At 62.8% G+C, this 18,301-nt stretch carries 19 protein-coding genes and 1 pseudogene; 13 read left to right on the plus strand and 7 right to left on the minus strand.

The features are described from left to right. Positions 1–120: 120 nt before the first annotated feature. A complete protein-coding gene (locus IVB19_RS25805) occupies positions 121–1,335 on the plus strand; it encodes a mandelate racemase/muconate lactonizing enzyme family protein (RefSeq protein WP_247372846.1) in 1,215 nt (404 codons plus the stop codon). A 6-nt stretch (positions 1,336–1,341) separates the two neighbouring features. On the opposite strand, the gene IVB19_RS25810 is transcribed toward IVB19_RS25805, so the two are convergent. The 4 genes from IVB19_RS25810 to rocF form a co-directional block, all read right to left on the minus strand. Then, positions 1,342–1,638, minus strand: a complete 297-nt coding sequence (locus IVB19_RS25810; protein ID WP_524536686.1) for a hypothetical protein — start codon at positions 1,636–1,638, stop codon at positions 1,342–1,344. 102 nt (positions 1,639–1,740) lie between these two features. Next, entirely contained in the window at positions 1,741–2,283 is a 543-nt protein-coding gene (locus IVB19_RS25815) for a c-type cytochrome (RefSeq protein WP_018454873.1), read from the minus strand. Beyond that, the gene (gene soxC / locus IVB19_RS25820) at positions 2,270–3,541 is read right to left on the minus strand and encodes a sulfite dehydrogenase (protein WP_247296979.1); all 1,272 of its coding nucleotides are present in this window, start codon (positions 3,539–3,541) and stop codon (positions 2,270–2,272) included. Before soxC ends, IVB19_RS25815 begins: the two co-directional genes overlap by 14 nt. Positions 3,542–3,702: 161 nt before the next feature. After that, on the minus strand, positions 3,703–4,680 hold the full coding sequence (rocF, locus tag IVB19_RS25825) for an arginase (RefSeq protein WP_085350647.1): 978 nt from the start codon (positions 4,678–4,680) through the stop codon (positions 3,703–3,705). 267 nt (positions 4,681–4,947) lie between these two features. On the opposite strand from rocF, the gene IVB19_RS25830 reads away from it, so the two are divergent. The 6 genes from IVB19_RS25830 (at position 4,948) to IVB19_RS25855 (ending at position 8,939) form a co-directional block, all read left to right on the plus strand. Beyond that, a complete protein-coding gene (locus IVB19_RS25830) occupies positions 4,948–5,208 on the plus strand; it encodes a hypothetical protein (RefSeq protein ID WP_247372841.1) in 261 nt (86 codons plus the stop codon). Between the two features lie 262 nt (positions 5,209–5,470). Continuing rightward, positions 5,471–5,656, plus strand: a complete 186-nt coding sequence (locus IVB19_RS25835) for a hypothetical protein (RefSeq protein ID WP_018454877.1) — start codon at positions 5,471–5,473, stop codon at positions 5,654–5,656. Positions 5,657–6,110: 454 nt separating this feature from the next. Next, positions 6,111–7,094, plus strand: coding sequence for a DUF3618 domain-containing protein (locus tag IVB19_RS25840; protein ID WP_247372839.1), 984 nt, complete (start codon positions 6,111–6,113; stop codon positions 7,092–7,094). Between the two features lie 92 nt (positions 7,095–7,186). Next, positions 7,187–7,786 carry a hypothetical protein gene (locus IVB19_RS25845; RefSeq protein WP_247372837.1) on the plus strand — a complete coding sequence of 200 codons (600 nt, stop codon included), beginning with the start codon at positions 7,187–7,189 and terminating at the stop codon, positions 7,784–7,786. Then, positions 7,783–8,199, plus strand: coding sequence for a phage holin family protein (locus tag IVB19_RS25850; protein WP_018454880.1), 417 nt, complete (start codon positions 7,783–7,785; stop codon positions 8,197–8,199). The genes IVB19_RS25845 and IVB19_RS25850 overlap by 4 nt, the downstream gene beginning before the upstream one ends. After that, on the plus strand, positions 8,196–8,939 hold the full coding sequence (locus tag IVB19_RS25855; RefSeq protein WP_247820037.1) for a hypothetical protein: 744 nt from the start codon (positions 8,196–8,198) through the stop codon (positions 8,937–8,939). Before IVB19_RS25850 ends, IVB19_RS25855 begins: the two co-directional genes overlap by 4 nt. A 197-nt stretch (positions 8,940–9,136) precedes the next feature. Here the strand turns inward: IVB19_RS25855 and IVB19_RS25860 are convergent, their stop codons facing one another. Both IVB19_RS25860 and IVB19_RS25865 read right to left on the minus strand, forming a co-directional pair. Beyond that, the gene (locus IVB19_RS25860; RefSeq protein WP_247820038.1) at positions 9,137–11,875 is read right to left on the minus strand and encodes an EAL domain-containing protein; all 2,739 of its coding nucleotides are present in this window, start codon (positions 11,873–11,875) and stop codon (positions 9,137–9,139) included. A gap of 59 nt (positions 11,876–11,934) precedes the next feature. Continuing rightward, positions 11,935–13,233 (minus strand): FecR family protein, encoded by a 1,299-nt coding sequence (locus tag IVB19_RS25865; RefSeq protein WP_247820039.1) that lies wholly within the window; start codon positions 13,231–13,233, stop codon positions 11,935–11,937. 130 nt (positions 13,234–13,363) lie between these two features. Here IVB19_RS25865 and IVB19_RS25870 point away from each other — a divergent pair, with 130 nt between their 5' ends. From IVB19_RS25870 to IVB19_RS25890, 5 genes and pseudogenes are all read left to right on the plus strand, one after another. Then, positions 13,364–15,160, plus strand: a complete 1,797-nt coding sequence (locus IVB19_RS25870) for a ShlB/FhaC/HecB family hemolysin secretion/activation protein (RefSeq protein WP_247820040.1) — start codon at positions 13,364–13,366, stop codon at positions 15,158–15,160. 157 nt (positions 15,161–15,317) lie between these two features. Continuing rightward, on the plus strand, positions 15,318–16,148 hold the full coding sequence (locus IVB19_RS25875; protein ID WP_247409422.1) for an alpha/beta fold hydrolase: 831 nt from the start codon (positions 15,318–15,320) through the stop codon (positions 16,146–16,148). A 77-nt stretch (positions 16,149–16,225) separates the two neighbouring features. Next, a complete protein-coding gene (locus tag IVB19_RS25880) occupies positions 16,226–16,402 on the plus strand; it encodes a hypothetical protein (protein WP_247361395.1) in 177 nt (58 codons plus the stop codon). 359 nt (positions 16,403–16,761) lie between these two features. Further along, positions 16,762–17,142: a GGDEF domain-containing protein gene (locus tag IVB19_RS25885; protein ID WP_247488397.1), complete on the plus strand. Its 381-nt coding sequence runs from the start codon at positions 16,762–16,764 to the stop codon at positions 17,140–17,142. Further along, positions 17,142–17,456: pseudogene (locus IVB19_RS25890) on the plus strand (PilZ domain-containing protein). The gene IVB19_RS25885 and the pseudogene IVB19_RS25890 overlap by 1 nt, the downstream one beginning before the upstream one ends. On the opposite strand, the gene IVB19_RS25895 reads toward IVB19_RS25890, so the two are convergent. Then, positions 17,348–17,629 carry a hypothetical protein gene (locus tag IVB19_RS25895; protein WP_247821746.1) on the minus strand — a complete coding sequence of 94 codons (282 nt, stop codon included), beginning with the start codon at positions 17,627–17,629 and terminating at the stop codon, positions 17,348–17,350. The pseudogene IVB19_RS25890 and the gene IVB19_RS25895 overlap by 109 nt on opposite strands. A 431-nt stretch (positions 17,630–18,060) precedes the next feature. Here IVB19_RS25895 and IVB19_RS25900 point away from each other — a divergent pair, with 431 nt between their 5' ends. Then, a complete protein-coding gene (locus IVB19_RS25900) occupies positions 18,061–18,261 on the plus strand; it encodes a hypothetical protein (protein WP_247409421.1) in 201 nt (66 codons plus the stop codon). Positions 18,262–18,301 lie beyond the last annotated feature (40 nt).

The following is an 18,301-nucleotide window of genomic DNA, read 5'->3' on the forward strand; positions in this document are numbered from 1 at the left end:
GGGGCTTCCCTGCACACCTCGCCAGGCTTCACTGCGCAAGGCCGTTAGCCTAACAATCGTGGCTGGACCCGGGCTTGCGCCCGCCAAAGAAAAAAGCCCAGCCGGGCAACAGGGAGCGACATGACCAAATCGTCGAAAGCAACAAGTCTCGAAATTCTCGCCTGCGACGCCGGCTGGAGAAACTACCACTTCGTCAAGCTGACAACCGAGGACGGCATCGTCGGCTGGAGCGAGTTCGACGAGGGCTTCGGCTCGCCCGGCGTCGGTGCTGCGATCCAGCGCCTGTCTGCCCGCGTCGTCGGGCAGAACGTTTTCCGGCACGAGCGCATCTACGCCGAACTGTTCGCGGCCACGCGTCCCGCCGCCAGCGGCGTGGTGGCGCAGGCGCTCGGGGCGATCGAGAATGCGCTGCTCGATGCCAAGGCGAAATGTCTTGGTGTGCCCTGCTACGAACTGCTCGGCGGCAAGATCCGCGACCATGTCAGGGTCTATTGGTCGCATTGCGCAACGTGGCGGATCAATCACCGGTCCTGGTACAAGCCGCCGATCGAGAACCTCGACGGCGTCAAGGCAATCGGACGCGAGGTCCGCGAGAAGAAGTTCACCGCGCTCAAAACCAACATCTTCTCCTATGATGACGGCAAACCGACCGGTTGGCGACCGGGCTTCGGCTCGCCCTTCGCTCCCGAGATCAACGTCGATCGCAAAATCCTGCGCGATCTGCGCATGCATCTGGAAGCGATCCGGGACGGTGCAGGCCCCGACGTCGACATCTTGCTTGACTGCAACTTCAACGCCAAGACGGAGGGCTATCTGGAGATCCTGCGCACTATCGCGGACCTCGACATGTTCTGGATCGAGATCGACAGTTTCAATCCGGAAGCGCTCGGTTACATCCGCAGGCAAAGCCCGCATCCGATCTCGTCCTGCGAGACGCTATTGGGCTTGCGGGAATTCCTGCCCTATTTTCGCGAGCAGGCCATGGACGTCGCGATCATCGACACGCCCTGGAACGGCGTCTGGCAGTCGATGAAGATCGCAGCCGCCGCGGAAGCGTTCGAAGTCAACGTTGCCCCGCACAATTTCTACGGCCATCTCTGTTCGATGATGAACGCGCATTTCTGCGCCGCCGTGCCGAACCTGCGCATCATGGAGATCGACATCGATCGCCTGGCGTGGGACCGCGAACTGTTCACGCATGAGCCCGACATTCAGAACGGCCATCTGGTCATTCCGGACCGGCCCGGCTGGGGCACCGATCCGAACGAGGAAGCCCTGCGCGCGCATCCGCCGAAGACCACCGGCGGATTGCTCAACTACGGCCGGAAGGGCTAGAGCGTCTTACGGCGTCACTGGATTGACGGCTGGGGACGTCTTCGGCCCCGGCCGCTCCGGCTCGATCGGGGAGTGCGGTTCGGTCGGGAGAATTTTGGCACCTGCGGCCCGCGCGGCTTCACCCGTGGTTGCGTACATCGCAACATGGGCGGGCTGCGTTTTGGCCCGATTCCATGGTCCGTGATCGACGATGAGCATCGCAGCAATCGTCAACGCGGCCACAATCAACGCGATTACGCCGGGATGGCGAAGCGCTGAGGACATGGAGTTTGCGAAGCGATCCGTTGCCATCGTGGAATCCATAGGCTTTTCCTCTCACAGGTTAATGCAATCGCGTCCTGCGAGTTCCGCCCTTGGCCAAGGCAAGTTCCAAGCGGATACGGGAACCTGGTCGCCCCAAGGCGCTCAGTGTTTCACATCCGGCCGCGCGTCGCCGACGAACCGGTCGCGGTTCGGCATCTTGACCGCTGCAAGCGATTTGGCATCGAGCGTCGCATCCGCTCCGACCAGTCCATTCAGGTTCAGGATGTAGGCGGACACCGCATAAACCTCTTCATCGCTCAACGATTGCGGCGCGTTCTGCGGCATCGCGCGGCGGATGTAGTCGAACAGCGTCGGCGCATACGGCCAATAGCTGCCGACCGTACGGATCGGCTTTGGCGTTGCGATCGTGCCCTGCCCACCGACGAGCCGGTCACCGAGCCCGCCCTCGCCTTTGTCGCCATGGCATGATGCACATTGCTGGGCGAACACCTCGCGCCCTTGGCTCACCGAGCCGCTTCCCTTCGGCAGATTGCTGCCGTCGCGTCCGATATCGATATTCCAGCCCGCAATCTCCGCAGCCGTCGCGGGCCGTCCGAGGCCGTACGAGGTCTGCGCCTGCGCTCCGCTCGGAAACGTACACAGCACAATGACGACAGCAATGCCGCAAGTCTCACGCCAGCGCATTGGTCACCTCGCCGTCAGCCGCGATGCGCCAGGGCCAGATCGCGTTATTGTGGTAGAAATAGTTCTCGCCGCGCACCGCGAGCAGCTCGGCCAGAGTCGGCTGCACATAGCCGGTTTCGTCAATGGCACGGCTCTGGATCACGGCAGGCTTTCCGTCCCACTGCCAGGGCAAGCGAAAGCGTGTCAACGCACGCGTCAGCACCGGCTCCTGCAATTGCGCGCTTTGCCAACTCTTTCCCTCGTCGACGGACACTTCGACGCGCGCGATCTTGCCGTGCCCGCTCCAGGCGATGCCCGTGATCTCGTGGAAGCCTGGCGCGCCCAGGCGTTGGCCGCCGGAGGGCCTCGTGATAATCGACTTCGCCTCCATGTAGAACGAAAATTCACGCGCGGTGCCGTCCGGCAGCAGGTCTGTGTATTTCGAGGTCTCCTCGCGCGAGTAAACCGGCTCCGCAGTCACATGCAGGCGCCGCAGCCACTTCACACTCATATTGCCCTCGAAGCCCGGCAGGAACAGCCGCAGCGGATAGCCCTGCTGCGGACGCAGCCGCTCCCCGTTCTGGCTGTAGACCAGCATGGCGTCCTCAAGGCATTTCTCGATCGGGATGCTGCGCGTCAGCGCAGCCGCGTCGGCACCTTCGGCGACGATCCATTTGGCATCCGGCTTCAATCCGGCCTCCTGGAGCACCAGCTTGAGGCTGACGCCGGTCCATTCTGCACAACTGACCAGACCTACAAGGTCCGACGCGGTCTTGCCGTAAGGCTTGCTGTAGCCGGGATTGCCGGAGCATTCGAGAAAGTGGACGCGCGATTCCGACGGGAAACGCCTGAGATCGTCCATTGTAAAAATCAGCGGGCGCTCGACCAGCCCGTGCAGCATCAACCGGTGCTGGGCCGGATCGATGGTCGGAACGCCACCATGATGACGCTCGTAGAACAGTCCGTTCGGCGTGATGATGCCATCGAGCTCCTGCAATGGCGTCCGGCTGGAGGCCGAGATGTACTGCTTGAGCGTCTTCGAGATGTTCTTGACGACGCCCTTTTCGAACGGTGACGGCGCGCCGTAGGGCTGGCTTCCCATCGGTTCGCCGGGCGCCTTCATCCATTCGGGAATGTTGGGTGGAAGGTTGTCGGTCTCGGCGGCAACCGATGCGCGGGCGCCCAGGACGGTACCACCCGCCACCGCAGCACCGCCGCGCAGAAAGCGGCGGCGAGTCGTCCCCGCGGGTTTGTCGTCGGCATCGAACGTGCGGCTCATTTGCGGATCCTCGGCTGAAGCGCGACCCGCATGAAACATTCTGCGACGAGCATTTGCAATTCGCACCTGTTTCAAAAACAGGCGATTTCCATCTGGACTGATCTAAATCCGGTGGCGGCGACGGCAGTTCTCTTCTTCGCAATGCACAAACGGCTCGTCCGTCACTCGCCCGGCGCGATCGCATTGCTCGGGGTCGGCCGGTCGGCGATCTGCTGGCCGAACAGGCTGCCGATCAGTTCGACCGCGGTGCGCGCGGTGCGGCCACGCTCGTCGAGAAACGGATTGAGCTCGACGATGTCGACTGATCCGACCACGCCGGAATCGTGCAGAAGCTCCATGATCAGATGCGCCTCACGATAGGTCGCGCCGCCCGGCACCGTCGTGCCCACTCCGGGTGCGACGCAGGGGTCGAGAAAATCGACATCGAAGCTGACATGCAGCACGCCGTTGCTGGCCCTGACGCGCTCGATGACGCGGCGGATCAGCACGGCGACGCCGAACTCATCGATCTGGCGCATGTCGACAACCCTGATCCGGCGCGTGCGCATCAACTCCTTTTCGAGCTTATCGATTGAGCGCGCGCCGAACAGGTCAAGCCGATCGGGACCGATCGGGGCACGGGGATCATCGCCGAGCAATCCGTCGAGGCCGGGTTCGCCGCACAGGAATGCCGCCGACATGCCGTGCATGTTGGCGGTGATCGTCGTCTCCGGCGTGTTGTAGTCGGCATGTGCATCGAGCCAGAGCACGAACAGCTCGCGTCCGCGCTCCTGCCAGTGACGCGCCATGGCATTCACCGATCCCATCGACAGCGTGTGATCGCCGCCGAGAAAAATCGGCAGCGCGCCGGTTTTTGCGATCTCGTAGCCTCTGCGGCTCAGGACGCGCGTCCAGCGCTGAATTTCGCGGTAGTGATTGGCCTTGTCTGGGGGCCTGTCGGCGAGGTCCCGGAGCTCGGCCACCGAGAGATCGCCATAATCGACGACCTCGAAATCCAGGCTCTCGAGCAGTGTCGCAAGGCCGGCGGTGCGGAGCGCCGCAGGGCCCATCAGGGTACCGCGCTGCGAAGCCCCCATGTCGATGGGAGCGCCGAGCAAGGCGATACGCCGGGCTCGATCCGTCGTGGTCGGGTCGGTCACAGCTGTCTCCTGAGATCAGCAAGGTTGAGCCAGCCTAACAGAGATTCGCATCCGTCGTTTCACGGGGGCGGTCGGCCCGGGGGGCGCATCGTCTCGGAACAAAAGCCCGCGCGCCGAATTGCTCATGCAAGGCCGGTACCCGCCGTAAAACCACGGCGCCTGTCGCGGATAGCCAAAGGTCATGCGACCCGCTGTTCAGAACGAGCGCTCGCGCGGATAGCCAAAGGTATCGGCCTCCGTCACTTGATCAGCCCGGAGGTCGCGCACTTGAGCACGGAGATCCCGCAGTCCACCTCACATCCCGGCATGGCCGAGCGCGCCATTGATGTCGCGACGGACGTATCCCGCACCATCGGTGAAGTCGCAGGTGGCCTGCACGCAGCTGTCGACCGCATGACCTGCGCAATCGACGACGCGCGCAAGCCCGGAAAACCCCTCGCGACCGTCGCCGCGATCACGCGCGAAGCACCGCTTGCCAGCCTGTTCGTTGCTTTCCTGTTCGGCGTCGCGGTGGCACGTCGGCGCTAGAAAGACATCAAACTTGCCCCACTTCGGCTTGGCGCCTGAGAGCTTCCGCACAACGTCTTTTAGCGTTGGGGGCAAATAGCGCTTCTGGGAGTGGGATTGCGTTCTTTCAGAAACACCCAGCAGGCGTGTCCCTTTCGGTCACCGCAGAAAGAGGCGGACCTGCCGCGATTGGGATCATCATCGCAATGAGAGCCGGACTTTTCCTCACTGATCTCATCCTAATTGTCGCGCGATAAGCAGCGGCATTTTCGAGTGCCGTAGAATGATTGATCCGCACCAGGTGAATACGATTATCTCCACGACCATTTGCGCATTTTTTGCACATTACCCAGACGCAAAAATAGGAATTGAAGAAGCCAAGCTGCTCGCGAAGCAAATTGCGGATGCTCTCAACGAGGCGGGACTGCAGATTTCTGCCCCCGATCCGGCGAGTCCAGAAGCTGACTAGATGCCGCTGGGCGATCGTCCAGAGCTCATGTGCGCCACTCTTCCTGACCGGAGATCGGCTGTCGTTCAGCTGGTTCGTTCCTGGCGCTCAGCCAGTTGGGTCCTCAATCACAGCTCCGGCTCTTTCGATCCTCTTCGGCACCAGAATTACTGCTTATGACAAGAAGGGCTTGCAGTAGCGGTGCACACCACGGACGAAGGTCGACGCCCCGGGCCGCACGTGGGGTAGACCATAAGACCACCTGCGCCCGTTGGCTGATATCTATTCCTGTCTCAGCTGCCGCTAATGGCTCCTGAGTTGTATTGCGGTCTCGACTTTGACGAAGATCAGGTCGCGCTCTCGCCCATCCCAAGTGCGCTCTGTGGATCGAATCCACTGCGAAGCGGGTCATAGGAACAATTCAAAAAACCGTGAGTTTGAATACAAGAAATCCGAAAAGCGAGAGAGGGATGTGATGACGCGGTCCGTGGAAGAATTGAGGCGTGAGTCCGAGCGAAGTCGCGCTGAGTTGGCCGCTACGGTCGATCGGCTGAAAGAGCAGGTCTCGGAGACGGCCGAGGACATCCGCCATAAGGTGTCGCCGCAGCACATCAAGTCGGAAGTATCCGACTATGTTACCCACACGACAAAGAGCTGGGTGGACGGACTGAAACAGCAAATCATGGACAACCCGATGCGGAGCGTGGCCGCCGGGACCGCCGTGGCGGTTCCACTTCTACGCTTGGCGCGTGGTGTCCCCTTGCCGCTTTTGATGATCGGTGCCGGCTTGGCGCTCACCTCGAAAACCGTGCGAGACCGCGCCGCCGAGGTTTCCGGCCCTGCGATGGACAAGGCGAACGAGGTTTTCGAGGACATGGCGGATCGAGCGCGCGCCATGCAAGGCGATCTCAGGGATCAACTATCTTCCGCCCGCAATCAGGCCGCGAGCATGGCCGACGAGGCGCAAGATTCGACTGCCGGTCTCGCGGCGGATTTACGCGCACGGGCCTCCCAGGCCGCCGAGACGATTGGCGAAAAGCTCAAGAGCGGGGTGGATGCGGCGAAGGACAGTGCCTCCGCAGCTAAGGACGCTGCCGGAAGGGCGCCCGAACAAGCTCGCGCGATCATTAGCGATAATGCCGCGCTAATCGCCGGTCTTGGGGTGGCGATCGGAGCCATTATCGCAGCCGCTCTTCCGGAAACCAAGGTTGAAGCCAAGGCCATGAGCCAAGCGAGCGACGGCGTGAAGCGGGCCGCCGCCGAGGCCGCTCAGTCCGGATTTGACGCGGCCAAAGATGCCGCAATGTCGGCAGCCGACGCGGCAACAAGCAGAGTCGCCGAGGCCGGCCTCGGTGAGCATGCCAGCCGCATGACTCAGAACCTCGCTGACTCGCTCAAGACAGCCGCCGACGACGTCGTCGGAGCCGCTTTCAATCCCTCCCGCAATTCCAATACCTGAAGGAACACACCATGAGCGATCTAGACCTGAGCAGAGGCACGAATTCAAATGAAAATCGGAACGCGGGATCTCCCAAGAACCTGAAGGACCAAATGGCGGAGGCTGGAGCGACTGTGAAGCAGCGGGCCGACGAGGCCTTCCGGGCAACCGCTGACATCGCCCAGGACAAGTTCAAGGAAGCCGGGGATGCGGCCAAGGACCTCGCTTCGGGGACCATGGACCAGATTCGCGGCCAGGCACGCGAGCAGCAGCGGACTGGAGCCGAGTTCATTGAGCGACTTGCCGGCAATGTTCGGGAAGCGGCTCGCGCCTTCGAGAGCGATGTGCCTTTTGCCGCCCGCGGCATCAACTCCGCCGCGGACTATGTTGAAGATACTGCCGAGAAGATCCGCAACGGCAGCTTCCGCGATCTCCTCGATGGCGCAACCGATTTCGCAAAGCGTCAGCCTGCCGCTTTCCTTGGCGTTTCGGTGCTCGCCGGTTTCGCCGCCGTCCGTTTCCTGAAGGCCTCCGGCGGTGACTCGCCTTCATCGCGACCTGGGATGAGTAGTGGAACGTCGTCGACGCAGGGCGACACGTGGCGCGGAAGCACGTCTTCCATGGGAGCCGGGCAGGCTTCCATGCAGGGCTCATCGGTATCCGGCAACAATCCGCAGCGAACGACGTCCTTCAAAGGCGGCAGCGTATCATGACCATTCAGCACGATATCAAGACAAGCCAGAACGATCTTCGGACCATCTCCACGCTTGTAGCGGACGCGATGGGGCAGTTCGCCAAGCTGTTCCAGAACGAAATCGACTTGGCCAAGGCTGAACTCAGCGACAGAGTGCAGAAGATAACGGGAGCAGCAGGCTTCATTGCCGGTGGCGCCCTTCTCGTGACCCCCGCCATTGTGATGGCGCTGTTCGCATTGTCGGCGGCGTTGATCTCCGCGGGATGGTCACAACCGCTTTCCTACCTGACATCCGCGATCCTCGCTGGCGCCATTGCGGGCGTGCTGTTTGCGGTCGGCATCAATCGGATGGACGCCCGTAATCTTGCGCCGCGGGAGACCATCCGGCAGCTGGAAAAGGACAAGGACACCGTGAAGGGAATGGTCCGATGAGGAGCACGCAAACCGGCTTTTTCGACAATCTGGTCGCAGCGGCCAAGGAAAATCCCCTTGCCGCCGTTCTAATTGGAGGCGGCGCGCTGTGGCTTATGGCTGGTGACGACAGGATCAAGGGCGCAGCTCGGTCGACGGCGGCCGCCGCGTCCGGTGTGGTCGATGGCGGGGTGAGCACGATGCGGACTGCGGCATCGGCGATCCAGCGCACTGCGGCGCCGCCCACGGCGCCCGAAATGGATCACATAGGGTCCCTCGATGGCGAAGACACGTTGCAGTCAGCCAAGGACGCTGCATCCGGCGTTCTGTCAGGAACCGCGGACAAGATGAGGGCTCAGTTCGAGGACGGCCTAGAGATGGCGCGGGACGGCTTCGCTAAAGTGCGCGACCAGATTCCGGGCGGCGAAGCCGTCTCAAAAGCAAAGTCGTCATTGTCTGATGTGCTCGAAAAGCAACCGCTGGTGCTTGGCGTCGTCGGCTTGGCCATTGGCGCCGCAGTCGCAGGGGCATTTAGAACCACCGACATTGAGAATGAGTATGTCGGAGAGACCAGCGATGCTGTGAAGGCCGACCTGAACAGCCGTGTTGGTGCCGTCTCGCAGGCGTTGCGCGAAAACTCCGACACGCTGTTAGCAGAGGCCTCCGATACCGGCGGCGAGGCTCTGGATCGAATCAGGCAGACCGGGATGGATGCAGTCGAAGCAGCCCGTGAAAGGGCCAAGTCGCCTAATGTGCTGTGACCACTGAAGAGTCGTCGCGACGTCCGCGGCGACTCTTCCGAATTATTCCGCGTACAACATCAGCGCATCATCTAGGGGCCCAGCTCGCGCTCCCGATTCGTGATCAGCGCTCCTCGTAGCAGTAGATCTGCTTCGCATCGCTCAGAAGTGGCTGTTGAAAGCGACCTTATGGGATCTTGATCGCGAAGCTCAAGTGTTCAGGAGGCACTGACGGCGGCGCACTCGGCTGCGAAGAATTGCCGCTCGAATGCTTCCGCCGGCATCGGACGGCCGAAGAAATAGCCCTGGCCTTCCTCGCATCCCATGCTCACCAGGAAATCGGCCGTCGCGCGGTTCTCGATGCCTTCGGCCACGACTGTCAATCCGAGCTGTTTGCTGAGGCCGATGGTCGACCCGACGATCGCGGCATCGTCGGAGTCCGCGAGCAGACCGAACACGAACGACCGGTCGATCTTGAGCCCGTCGAGCGGAAACTTCTTCAAATAGCTCAGGCTTGCATAGCCGGTGCCGAAATCGTCGAACAGGACGCGGACGCCGAGTTGCTGGATGCGTTTGAACATGTCGAGCACGCGGGCTTCGTCGTGAAGCAGGATGTCCTCGGTAACCTCGAGCTCGAGAAGCGACGGCGTGAGCCCCGTCGCTTCGAGCATCCCCGCAACCGAATGTGCCAGATCGCCGGACTGAAGCTGCGAGGGCGACAAATTGATCGCGACGCGCACACTGTCGCCGGACAATTCCCAGGCGCGTGCCTGACGGCAGGCGGTCTCCATCACCCAGTTTCCGATCCGCTCGGACAGGGCCGAGCTATTGACCACCGGCATGAACTCTCCGGGCGAAACGTAGCCGCGCACGGGATGCCGCCAGCGGATCAGCGCTTCGGCCCCGACCAGGCTGGCATCGACCAGGCGAACCTGGGGCTGGTAGAACAGCTCGAACTCGCCGCGATCGGCGGCAAGCGCCAATTCACTCTCCAGCGTCAGCCGGTTCTCCAGCTCCTCCCGGATCGCGCTCTCGAAGATCACATGGCTGCCCCGCCGGGTCAGCTTTGCCTTGCTCAGAGCGAGATGGGCATTGCTCAGGAGATCGTCGGCGTTGTGCCCGCCTTCCGGATGGATGGCGACGCCGATGCTGAGCCTGACGCGGTGCTGCCGCGTGCCGGTCGCAAGCGGCGCTTCGAAGGCGCGCGCGATGCGCTCGGCGAACTCTGCGATTGGCGGGTCGCCATCGGCGCCTTTGCGCGCAATGCCGAATTCGTCTCCGCCAAGCCGGGCAACGACAGCGCCCCGAGCCTCGGCTCTCAGGCGACCAGCGACCGCCTGCAGCACGAGATCTCCGGCCGAATGACCGAGCATGTCATTGATGCTCTGGAAGCCGTCGAGCCCGATCACGAGCAGCGCGACCTCGCAAGAGCGCTGCCCCGCATCCGCGATCATGCCGACCAGTCCTGCATGCAGCGTGTTGCGGTTGGCAAGAGCGGTCAGTGCGTCGTACTCGGCGAGGTATCTCACGCGTTCGGCCTCGCGCTTACGGACCGAGATATCGCGCAGGATCGCTCCGTACTGGAAGCCGTCCGTTCCCTGCCAGCCCGAGAAGCTCGCCTCGACCGGGAAAGTTTCACCGTTCTTGCGCCGCCCTTCGAACTCGACGACCACGGCCCCGCCGGGGACCAGAAGGGCCTGGCGCGCGGCGTCGCGCATGGACGGCGTCGCGTCACCGTCCACGGACACGGCGCACAGCGTTTCGAACGGACGGCCGATGATCTCGGCGGGCATATAGCCGAAGATCGCACTGGCGCCCGGATTCCACACGGTGATCAGCTGACCCTCATCGGTGCAGACGAGACCGTCGCCGAGCGACATCGCGATACGATGAAAGCGGCTTTCGGCAATGCGCCCCAGGAGACCTCGAAAATCGATTTCGTCGAGTGCGATTGCCGTCAGATAGGCGACAATCGCGATGTGGAACAGCGATGTGTCGATGATGAAGGGCCATCTTGCCTGCACGAGGACCGCCACCAGCTCGAAAACCGCCCCGACCGAGATCAGGATTGCGGCGCGAATTCCCGGTCCGAAGCGGCGCCACGAATACACCATCAGCAGGCAGATCCCAGCGAGACCCAGGATCATGCCGGTATCGGAGGTCCAGCGCAGCATCCGGTTCTGGAGGATCGATTCCGCTGCCAGCGCCTGGAGGATGGGTCCGGAGATAATGCGGCCATTCGGAACGCTGAAGCGGTCGCCGAGTTCGAGCGCCGTCGCTCCAATGATGATCTTCTTGTCTCTCAGCTTGTCGAGAGCAGCGGTTTCGCCGCGGAGCACGTCGACATAGGAGACACTCGGAACCGAGTTCGCCCGAATGCTGAAATCGATCAGGAAAGGCGGCCGCCGATTGGCGTCCTGCCCGGCCAGCACGACGGCCATCGACGGCATCCCGGCCTCGCCGAGCTTCTCGCCGAACGGATAGCGGCGAACGAGCCCGTCGGATTCGATCGCGACATTGACCAGCGCCGGCCACGACTGGTTGCCGAACGGCTTCAGGGGGCGATTGATGTGAGCTGCGCCGCCATTCGGCGCGGGCTGCTTGAAGGACGGCAGGATGGTCGAGCCCCCGGCCTCACGCAGCGCGTTGACGAAAGCCTCGTCGGAGGCCGGATCGGATGGCGAGCTGAAATCGACGTCGAAAGCGACGTCCTGCGCCCCCGCGGCCTCTAACCTGTGCAACAATTCCGCGTGCAGCCGGCGCGGCCAGGGCCACACCCCGATCTGGTCGATCGAGGGCGCGTCGATGGCCACCACGACGACGTTGCCGCTCGCGGCGCGCGATTGCCATGCGAACCGCAAGTCGGTCAGCGCGTTGCGAAGCGCACCATGCCACCCCGTGGACAGCACGATCGCCAGCGCTGTCACGACAAGAATATGCGGCCGAAAGCGTCCCACCCGATCCTCCTGCGCACCCGCTTCCGCAGGTGCGCCCCCTCATCCCCTAAGACATCGCCTCAGTGCTTGTTGTGGCCAAGGGCATTGCCGTGACCATTGCTGCCGTTGCCGCCGCCATTGCCGTTGCCGTTGCCGTTGTTACCCCGGCCGTTACCGGTGGCGCCGTTGCTCCCATTACCATTACCGTTGCCGGAATTCCCATTGCCGGAATTGCCGTTACCGGAATTGCCGTTGCCCGAGTTGGTCTTGCCTCCGGAATTTCCGCTGCCGCCGCCAGAGCCGTCACTGGACGCACCGGCCGTGGTGGCGGCTATTGTCGTGCTCGCAGCCGACGAACTGGTGCCAGCCGTCACGCCGCTGCTCGTGGTCACCGCAGTCTGGGCGGTGCCGTTGGATGCCGTTGTGCCCGCTTTCGAGTCGCCCCAGACCGTCTCGGTGCTGGCGTGCGCGTTGCGCACCTGTCCGGGGGCACCGCCGCCGTGGGCGAGCCCGTGCGTGACCTTGTGGACGTTCAGCTTGACCTCGCCCAGCGAACTCGAGATGCGCACGACGCCGGGCTTTGCAGCATCAGCCTTGGCAGCACCGCCCTTGGGCGCGTGAGCTCCGGCCGCCTGTTGCGATGACTTGAGCGCGCCGGCCGCCTTGGCGCCCTTGTCGATCGGACCGAGCGCGTGGATCGCATGGCCGTTCGCTGCGTTGCGCGGGGCCGACAGGCCTGATTTCGGCACCGGGACGCGCTCGATGCTCGAGGCGCGCGGCTTGCCGTGCTCGATCGGATTGAAGGTCCCGGAGCCGCTGAGAGAAAGGCCGGGCTTGCCATGCTCGAAGACGGTGGCGGCCTGCCCCGGCAGGACCTGGGCGATCTGTCCCGTCTTGAAGTCGGAGACCTCGACCTGGCCGCGGAGCACGCCGACTTTGGTGCTGCCCGCATTCACGGTAACGCTGAACTGCGTTCCCTTGACGACAGCGGCGAGATAGGGCGTCTCGACCTCGAAATGCTTGACGTTGCGCTTCTCGACCTCGAGCAGGATCGAACCTGCCTGCTGGATGATGGTGGTCGAAAGGCCTTCCTTGCTCTCGGTCGGTAAACCCACCACCGAGTTGGGAGAGATCAGGATCGTTTCCTCGCCGCGGACGAGCAGCACGCGGCCATTTCGTCCGGTGCGAATGGTATCGCCGGGCCTGAGTGCCTCCTGTTGGTTCAGCGAAACCTGCTGCGCGCCGCTGGTGGCGACCCAGACCTCGCCGCTGGCCTTGCCGACCGACCAGACGCCATCGTCCGCGGCGGATGCGACGGAGGCCGTTCCCAGGATCAGCGCAGCCGCCAAGGCGCACCGCATTCCAATTTTGCTCAGCATGACGATCCTCAGTCCCCGTTACAGCCGGCCTTGAGGGGTATCCGAAATCACTCAACATAGGATTAGCAGGAAGCGGCCACCGGAGCGGTCGCGTTAACCATTTGTTGACCATAAAAAACTATGAAAAATCATGTGGCTAACGAACCCTTACCGCTTCACGGGCGCATCTCCATCAAACTACGGGGACAAGCGAGTCGCGCGCGTTGGGAAGCGGCATCTCGTTACCACAGCGGTGCTGTTGGCGCCGATCTTCGCGGGAGTTCCTCAGGCTTTCGCGCAGCAGGCGAACCAGCCAGGGTTCGATCCGCGCCAACCTCAGAAATATTTTGAAAACCAAACCGAGCGGGAATCGCTGAACCGTCCGCCGGTCAGGCTCCCGACAGTCGACCAGCCCAACACCGGCGGCGATACCAAGCCTCAATTCGTGCTGCGCGGCGTCAACGTCAGCGGAGCCCGCGCCGTTTCCCCCGATCGCATCGCCGCGGTCTACCAGCCCTATGTCGGCAAGAAGGTTTCGCAGGCGGATCTCGCCGCGATCGCCGGCGCGATCAGCGATCTCTACCGTGCCGATGGTTTTCACTTGAGCCGTGCGATCGTGCCGCCGCAGGACATTGCCGACGGCCTGCTCCGGATCCAGGTGATCGAAGGCGCCATCGTGCAGGCAGAGCTGAAAGGCGACGGCGCCGAGCAGTTCGGCGTTAGACTGATGCTTGGGCCGGTTCTGGCCGAGCAACCGTCGCGCCTGGCAACGCTGGAACGTCAGCTCTTTCTCATCAACGGCAGACCTGGCGTCCGGATCACCGATACCGCACTGGAGGAGATCGGCGGTGCAACCGGCCGCTTCCGCCTCATCGTCTATTTGAAGACCTGGCACGTCTTCTCGTCGTTCGGTCTGGACAATCTCGGCTCATCATCAGTCGGTCCGTGGCAGACCTATGCGACCGGCGCGTTCAACTCCTATCTCACGCCCGGCGACACGCTGGCGGTCAACCTGTCGACCATCGTCAACGACCCCCGCCAGCTTGGCTTCGCACGGCTGTCCTACGATGCACCGATCGGCGTCGACGGCGTGCGTCTCGGCGGGTCTGTCTTATACAGCGCGGTCAGGCCGGGCGATGCGCGCCGCCTCGACAGCGACATCACCACGACCGAGGCGTTCGAGCTGCGTGCCAGCATCGTCCCATTGCAGTCGCAATTGTCCTCGCTGACCCTGACCGCGGCGACGACCTTCAGCAACGTGTCCGAGCATGACCTTTACGGCCCCTGGTACAACGACCACATCAGGACCGCGAGCCTGACCGCCGACTACCGGCTCCAGGATCATTTCGGCGGCACCAATTTCGCGACGCTGATCTACCGCCAGGGCCTCGACATCTTCGGTGCCTCGCATTTCGACGACGACCTGTTGTCGCGCGATGGCGCGTCATCGAACTTCTCCGTGCTGAACCTCTGGTTCACGCGCTACCAGACGCTCAACGACGTCTGGTCGCTCAAGCTCTCCGCTGCGAGCCAGACGGCGTCACGGCCGCTGTTCACCTCGCAGCAATTCTATCTCGGCGGCGCTGCCTTCGGGCGCGGCTATGGCGCAGCCGAGATCAGCGGCGACAATGGTCTCGCCGGCTCGCTCGAACTGCGCTTCGACCAGAAGCTCAATTTCCGCTACTGGACCGGCTATCAGCTCTACGCCTTCGGTGACGCCGGCGCAGTCTGGAACCACGGTTACCGCCTGAGCGAGGGCCTGTCGCTGACCTCGGCCGGAGCTGGCGTGCGGTTCTTTCTGCCAGACGATTTCCAGGCTGATCTCGGCGTGGCCGTCCCCCTGAGCTACCGGGCGCCCGACAACGAGCGCCGCAGCCCGCGCTTCCTGTTTACTCTGTCAAGCGCGTTGCAGCTCTGCTCCGAACGCGGCAAGGGCGGTTGTCTGTAAACCCCTTGTCCTGCGCGCTGTAGCCCGCGACATGCGGCCCCTTTTCGGGCTCAGGCTCACAGCCTTGCCTAAATTTAATCCCGAAACCTGCTCACGATCGCTCGATCCGGGAGTTCCCAATGGCCATGTTCAGTCAAAAGTGATTTGAGACGGAACCATGAAAAGGGTGTTTGCAGTTCTGGCGTTTCTCTGCGTCCTCGGCGTCGGCCAGTATTTCGTCGTCAGCCGGTTCGCGATCCGCCATGAGGTGTTGCCCCTGTTCGACGCCGCCCGCCAGCGGCCGATTGCGGTCGAAATCGCTGTACGGCGCGATTACGAGACCAAGGCCAATCTCGGGCTCTGGAAGCTCCCGCTCGCCATCATCAGCAACGGCAATACCGTCAAGGCCACCGAATATTCCTTCCTGGCCAACGTGCTCGCCGCACGCGGTTATCTCGTCGCCAGCATCCAGCAGGATTTGCCGAGCGATCCGCCGCTGATGACCAAGGCCGGTCAGCAATATGTCGGCCGGCGCGAGGTCTATATCCGCTGCGAGGCCAACATCCTCTTCACCCTGGGCGAGTTGAAGCGGCGGCAGGAGAATGCCGACTACGACCACATCACGCTCGTCGGCCATTCCAACGGTGGCGACGTTTCGATGTATGTCGCCCAACAGCACCCGGAGCTGGTGTCGAAAGTGATCACGCTGGACAATCTGCGGGTGCCATTCGTGCTTAGCGACAACATGAAGATCCTGTCGTTCCGCTCGAAGGATCCGCATTTTGTAACCGATCCCGGCGTGCTGCCGACGCCGGAAGAGGCCAAGGCGCGCGGCATCGACATCATCCATACTGGCGCACAGCATACCGAGATGAGCGATCGCGGTCCCGATGCGGTCAAGGAGAAGATCCAGGCGACACTCGACCGCTTCCTGCGCGACAGCGCCAGCAGCGCGCTCGCCCCGGCCGATACACGAAGCCCGATGATCATGAACCCCGGCGACTATTAGTCCGGCCCCTTTGCGGCAGATCAAGGCTGCCGCGAGCCGACCACGATAGAAAGGGCCTCGCCATCTCGGAGAGGCACGTGTCGCACTCCATCGAAAGCCTTGATACAAAAAGACTCGATACGACAAGCTTTGGCCTGCCCGCGGCAAGGACGCCGAGATTCGCCCGGCATCTCTATCGTTCGGCTCGCAAGCTGCTGCGGTCGATCATCGCCCGCATCGACCTCTCGCAGTTTCCGGGTTCGTGTTGCGGATGAGGACGGCGTCGCGAGCCAACAACACGCAGGGCTTCCCTATGCACCGGCATTTAAGACGAATTTACCTGCTGGTTGCAGTGCCCTCAAGCGCGGGCACGTCGTCCGCTCCTGCCTAGCGTAATTTTGAAATGGAGGAAGTACTCTTGTCCCGTCCGCTTCTGGCGCGCTGTCATCGGCCAACCTCAGATTGGCGCAGCTCGCGACCACAGATGGTCTGACGAGGCTCGCGAACCGGCGAGCTTCGATGCCTTCCTGCGGGAGGCCTATGTCAAGCACGCCATTCTATCGGTGCTGCTGATCGACATCGACCAGTTCAAGGGCGCCTGGGCCACCAGGCCAGGGACGGTTGCCTCCAGCGCATTGCCGAGGTGATCGGAAGCGCCACCGCAAACACGGGAGGATTGTCGGCGCGGTATGGCGGCGAGGAGTTCGCGGTGATCCTGCCCGGCGTGAACGAAGAAAGGGCGGTGAAGGTGGCCGACGCGATTCGGATGCTGGTCGCTCGTTTGCAGATCCACCATCCGCGCTCGCCACGAAAGTACGTGACGATAAGCCTGGGCGTTGCCGAAAAGGGCGACGCCACCACGGATGAGTTGGCGCTCACCCGTGACACTGACATCGCCTTGTACCACGCAAAGGTACAGGGCCGGGACTGCTCGGTCGCAGACTCGTCGCTGGTATCCTCGCGCCTGGAAATGCCGTCGCTGGTGCCCTCACTGCCTGATCTGGAGGGCGCGTGATGAGAGCACCGGACAAGCGAGGGACACGGCGAGTTGAGTTCGAGCGGGCCATTCCGGCGAGCATGATGGCGATCGACGGAACGCGGCAGCGCGCTTGCACTTTGAAAGACGTATCTGACGTCGGAGCCAAGCTTTCATTGAGGGCTCCGTGGAGGGGCTGCTTTTGAAGGAGTTTTTCCTGGTGCTCTCGTCCACCGGGCATTGCTTATCGCCGATGCGAACTGGCGTGGGTAAACGGCGGCGAAGTCGGCGTGACCTTCATCAGACAGGACCACAAAAGACCGATGAAAGCCCAACCTACTGGCACCCGCTGACCAAACCTGGACGGCGAAGAAGGCTTGGTCGCTTCACATAAAGCCCGGGGCAGGTACTGGGCCCAACTGCCGAAATCGCGGGATGACATCAGCAGCATCGGAAACTTAAGCCGCATGCCGTGCTCGAAGGCCATCGTCAGGCCGGCTTCGCTGGCGCCCGGCAGAAATGCCATACTTGCGGTCCGCCACTCTCGACGGCCAGGCGGAGCGCTGTCGTGAGGGCGGTGGCAGCGGCGCTGAACTGCAGGACCGCGACTGGTCCGATATGGCCGACGGTGTCGACGCAACGTAGCCGGCCCAATCATCCCCGTCATACAGGCTGAAGCCTCGCGTCCGGCTGTGTTGATAAGATAGCGATGGTGCTGCTTGCGGGATACTCCAGGCATCCGCTCATCCCCCTTCCAGAGCTACGTCGGGCACAATCTTCATCGGCCTACCGCACGCCGGGCACGCCTTCCGGACGGAATAGGGCACTGCCATTGGATTTCCCTACCGCCCAATCGTAATCTCGCTCTCGACATCTACGCAACTGCATCCATCAGGCTTGACGTGGGTCCCGCAAGCCATTGAAATCGGGCTTTCGGTGATGTTGCGGGGGTGCGTCATGGAAGAGTTTTACAGGGGCTTCGCGCAACGGGCGCGCGATCTGGCGGAGAATGCCGATCCTTTCACTAAGCGGCGGCTGCTTGACCTAGCCCAGCGGTACGATCTCAAGAGCCGACCAGACGCCGCGAGCGGGTGGTCCCTTCCGCCGCAGCGCGCCACGCCACCGACGGTGCTGTTCTCCGGCGCTGGCGAAGCCTGAAACGCTGGCAATCCCCGTCAATCGGCCTGCGCTCCGCGTC

Source organism: Bradyrhizobium sp. 187, assembly GCF_023101005.1.
Taxonomy (GTDB): domain Bacteria; phylum Pseudomonadota; class Alphaproteobacteria; order Rhizobiales; family Xanthobacteraceae; genus Bradyrhizobium; species Bradyrhizobium canariense_D.